The 4,124-nt window shown below is 32.2% G+C and carries 3 protein-coding genes; all 3 read left to right on the top strand.

All coding sequences use genetic code 11. The annotated features are described in order from the left end of the window. Positions 1 to 871 (top strand): glycine/sarcosine/betaine reductase complex component C subunit beta (gene grdC / locus Q0V09_RS08585; RefSeq protein ID WP_297488569.1); only part of this gene is annotated, 871 nt, incomplete at its 5' end. Between the two features lie 8 nt (positions 872 to 879). After that, positions 880 to 2,028 carry a glycine/sarcosine/betaine reductase complex component C subunit alpha gene (gene grdD / locus Q0V09_RS08580; protein ID WP_297488565.1) on the top strand — a complete coding sequence of 383 codons (1,149 nt, stop codon included), beginning with the start codon at positions 880 to 882 and terminating at the stop codon, positions 2,026 to 2,028. Between the two features lie 22 nt (positions 2,029 to 2,050). Further along, positions 2,051 to 4,124 (top strand): NADPH-dependent glutamate synthase (gene gltA / locus Q0V09_RS08575; protein WP_297488562.1); only part of this gene is annotated, 2,074 nt, incomplete at its 3' end.

Here is a 4,124-nt window from a genome sequence, read left to right as displayed (position 1 = left end):
AGCATGTGGAGATATGAACCAAAGAGGTGGAGGAAACTTTGCAAAAGCTGTTGCAGAAATGGCAGGTGCTGAAAATGCAACTGGTTGTGACGTAAGAGGATTCTGTGCTGCTCCAACTCATGCTTTAATAACAGCAGCTTCATTAGTAAAAGCAGGAACATATGAAAATATTGTTGTAGTTGCAGGTGGAGCAACAGCTAAACTGGGAATGAACGGAAAAGATCATGTGAAAAAAGGTCTTCCAATTCTTGAAGATGTTTTAGGAACTTTTGCAGTATTAGTATCTAAAAATGATGGAGTATCACCAGTTATAAGAACAGATTTAATTGGAAAACATACTGTGGGAACAGGATCATCTCCTCAAGCTGTAATATCAGCATTAGTAAGTGCTCCTTTAGATAAAGCTGGATTAAAAGTAACAGATATTGATAAATATTCTGTTGAGATGCAAAATCCAGATATAACAAAACCAGCAGGAGCAGGAGATGTACCTGAAGGTAACTATAAAATGATTGCAGCTATTGGAGTAAAAAGAGGAGAGTTAGAAAGAACTCAAATTATGGAATTTATTGAAAATCATGGAATGAAAGGATGGGCACCAACTCAAGGACATATTCCATCAGGAGTTCCTTATTGTGGATTTGCAATAGAAGATTTAACAAATGGAGATTTAAATAGAATTATGGTCGTTGGAAAAGGATCGTTATTTTTAGGAAGAATGACAAATCTATTTGATGGTGTTTCATTTATTGTTGAAAGAAATACTGGATTAGTAGAGGAAAAAGCATCTATATCTGAAGATGAAATTAATAGAATGATAGCTAATGCAATGAGAGAGTTTGCAAAAAATATATTAAGCACAGAGGAGTAGGAGGACTTATGAATAGTAATGTAAATAAAATTATTGGTAAGACCTTTTTAAATATAGCCAAAGAATTAGAAAAAAAAGACTTTGGAAAAACTTTTAATATAGGTGTTACTGTATTAGGAAGTGAGTTAGGAACTGATCATATAATACAAGCAGCAGAAGAAGATCAAAGAAAATTAGGTGTAAATGTTGTTTTAATAGGTCCAAAGATGGATACATATTTAGATATAGTAGAAGTTCAAACAGAGGAAGAAGCTCATCATAAATTAGAAGAACTTTTATTTAAGAAAGAGATAGATGCAGTAGTAACTATGCACTATACTTTCCCAATAGGAGTATCAACAATTGGTAGAGTAGTTACTCCAACAGGAAAGTCAATGTTTATAGCAACAACAACAGGGACTACTTCTACAAATAAAATAGAGGGTATGGTAAAAAATACAGTTTATGGAAAAGTAGTTGCAAAATCTTGTGGAATAGAAAATCCTACTATAGGAATTTTAAATATTGAAGGTGCAAAAGAGGTTGAAAAGCAACTAAAAAAATTAGTTGAAAAAGGATATGATTTAACTTTTGGACAATCAAAAAGAAGTGATGGGGGAGTAGCCTTAAGAGGAAATGACCTTATTATGGGTAGTTGTGATGTAGTTGTAACAGATTCATTAACTGGAAATATAATAATGAAATTATTCTCATCTTTTAATAATGGTGGAAAAGAAGAGGTAGTTGGATATGGATATGGACCAGGAATTGGATTTGGTTATGAAAATAAAGTATTTATAGTTTCTAGAGCTTCTGGTGCAAATGTTGTAAGAGGTGCTATTGAGTACGCTGCAGAAACATTAAAAGGAAATATAAATTGTGTTTTAAAAGAGGAAGAGGAAAAACTTAATAAATTAAACTTTAATGATTTCTTAAAAGAAAATATTAAAGAGAAAAAAGTTATAGCTCAAACAGTAAAAGAGATTCCAAAAGAGATTGTTACAGCTCAAATAGCTGGAGTAGACATTATGGAACTAGATAATGCTGTTGCTTATTTAAAAGAAAAAGAGGTATATTCAGAAGCTGGAATGGGTTGTACTGGACCTATTGTAATGGTAAATGAATCTAAAGAGGAATTAGCAAGAAAATTGTTAAAAGAGGGAGAATTTTTAGCATAAAAAATAAAAAGCGAGGGAATCTATGTTCAAAATAGTAAAAAAAGAATGGCTAAATAAAGAGATTTGTTTAATGGATATAGAAGCTCCTCACATTTCTAAAGCTGCAAAACCTGGACAATTTTTAATAGTGAAAATAGATGAGATAGGGGAGAGAATCCCCTTGACTATCTGTGATTTTAATAAAAAAGCTGGGACTGTAACGATTGTATTTTTTGTAATTGGGGAAAGTACAAAAAGAATGGGGGAGTTAGAGGTAGGAGATTACTTTAGAGATGTAATTGGACCTTTAGGTCAAGAAAGTGAATTTTTACACGAAGATTTAGAAGAATTAAAAACAAAAAAATATTTATTTGTAGCTGGAGGAGTAGGTACAGCTCCAATATACCCTCAAGTAAAATGGATGAAAGAAAATGGAATTGACGCTGATGTTATTATTGGAGCAAGAACAAAAGAGATTTTGATTTTAGAAAATGAATTAAAATCAGTTTCTAAAAATTTATATATTGCAACAGATGATGGGTCTTATGGATTTCATGGATTGGTTACAAATGTAATTGATGATTTAATAAAAAATCAAGGAAAACATTACGATCATGTAGTAGCAATAGGTCCTATGATTATGATGAAATTTGTGGCTTTAAAAACTAAAGAATATAATATTCCAACAACAGTTAGTTTAAATCCTTTAATGATAGATGGAACAGGAATGTGTGGAGCATGTAGAGTATCTATTGGAAATGAAATTAAATTTGCTTGCGTAGATGGACCTGAGTTTGATGGTCATTTAGTTAATTTTGATGAAGCTATGAAAAGACAAAGAATCTATAAAACAGAAGAAGGAAGAGCATACTTAAAAGAAGTAGAGGGAGATACACATCATTCTCCAATTCCTTGCGGATGTCATGAAGAAAAACCATCAGAAACAACAACAGTTGCTTTTGATAGAATGAAAAAAGTTAAAATAAAAGAGCAGTCTCCAGAAGAGAGAATCCATAATTTTGGAGAGGTAACTTTAAATTATACTCTTGAGGAAGCTATGCTTGAAGCAAGTAGATGTATTAATTGTAAAAATCCTTTGTGTATGAAAGGGTGTCCAGTTTCAATAAATATTCCTGAATTTATTCAAGAGATTAAAAAGGGAGATATTGAAAAAGCTGGAAGAATACTTAAAGGATATACAGCATTACCATCTGTTTGTGGAAGAGTTTGTCCCCAAGAAACTCAATGTGAAGAAAAGTGTATTATGGGAATAAAAGGAGAAGCTGTAGCAATTGGAAAATTAGAAAAATTTGTAGGAGATTATATGCTTGCAAATGATTTCCCAGTTGAAATGCCAAAACAAACAGGCCATAAAGTAGCAGTAATAGGAAGTGGGCCAGCAGGAGTAACAGCAGCAGGAGACTTAGCAAAATTAGGGTATAAAGTTGTTGTATATGAGGCATTACATGAACTTGGTGGAGTATTAACTTATGGAATTCCTGAGTTTAGACTACCAAAAGATAAAATTGTAAAGAAAGAATTAAATGAGTTAAAAAAATTAGGTGTTGAATTTATAACAAACTTTGTAATTGGAAAAACTATAACAATAGATGAATTAATTAAAGAAGAAGGTTATGAAGCTGTATTTATTGGAAGTGGAGCTGGATTACCTAGATTTATGGGAATTCCTGGAGAAAACTTAAATGGAGTTTTATCTGCCAATGAATTCTTAACAAGAGTAAATCTAATGAAAGCTTATTTACCTGAATATGAAACACCAGTTAAAGATTCTAAAAAAGTAGCAGTTATTGGTGGTGGAAACGTTGCTATGGATGCTGTTAGAACAGCTAGAAGATTAGGGGCAGAATCTCATATAGTTTATAGACGTGGAGTGAAAGAGTTTCCTGCAAGACTTGAGGAAGTTCATCATGCTATAGAAGAGGGAGTAATTGTTGATGATTTAACACTTCCTAAAGAAATTTTAGGAGATTCAGAAGGAAATGTTACTGGAATGAGATGTGTAAGAACAGCTCTTGGAGAAAAGGATGAATCGGGAAGAGCTAAGTTCATAGAAGTTGAAGGATCTGAATTTATAATGGATGTAGATACAGTAATTA

This window comes from uncultured Cetobacterium sp. (assembly GCF_947039425.1).
Classification (GTDB): domain Bacteria; phylum Fusobacteriota; class Fusobacteriia; order Fusobacteriales; family Fusobacteriaceae; genus Cetobacterium_A.
This window is presented reverse-complemented; position numbering and strand designations above follow the sequence as displayed.